The organism is Shewanella sp. 1180_01 (genome assembly GCF_052850535.1).
Map to the genome: position 1 here is coordinate 1 of NZ_VXCT01000176.1, position 584 is coordinate 584.

1 protein-coding gene is annotated in these 584 nt (G+C 51.5%); it reads right to left on the minus strand.

Annotated features, from left to right (window positions below; genetic code table 11):
* Positions 1-35: 35 nt before the first annotated feature.
* The coding region (locus FW758_RS24735) for a tyrosine-type recombinase/integrase (RefSeq protein ID WP_446446842.1) at positions 36-584 on the minus strand (549 nt) is incomplete at its 5' end.

Consider the following 584-nt stretch of genomic DNA (forward strand, 5'->3'; position numbering starts at 1 on the left):
CTCACTCGTTCTATTTGTGATTGTCATTGTTATCGTCATAACCACCCCACTAACATTGGCTCGTCCGGCTCAGTGGTCGATTGGCGCATAATCTCGGGCGCCACATCATCAAACCCCAGCGTGATTAAGTGTGCATGGTAGGCATCCAACGCCATCAACATGCCCTTATCTAAGGTGCTGTTAACGTAAGTGCGTAGCAGCAATGGCAAGGTGTGATTCAAAATCCGCTCACCCACCATGGTATCTACGCCCATGTCGGCAATAATGGTGCGGCACAGTTTGCGCAGTGCATGCGATGTAAACGCCTTAAACCGAATCGTTTCACTCCAATATTGCGCGGTGCGAATGCTCACCGGCCCTACTTCGCCTGGGAACAAAAACGCCCGCTTGCCCACATGCGTGTATTGCCAATGGGCGTAATGGGTAATGAGCTTCTTGGCTGTTGGCGTCATAGGTAAGCGGTGCTCTTGGCGGTTCTTGGCATTCTCAGCGGGAATAAACCAGTAATCGCCGGCAAAGTGGTCCCATCTGGCTAAACGGGTTTCACCTATGCGGGTCCCGAACATCAACATCAGCACAAACAA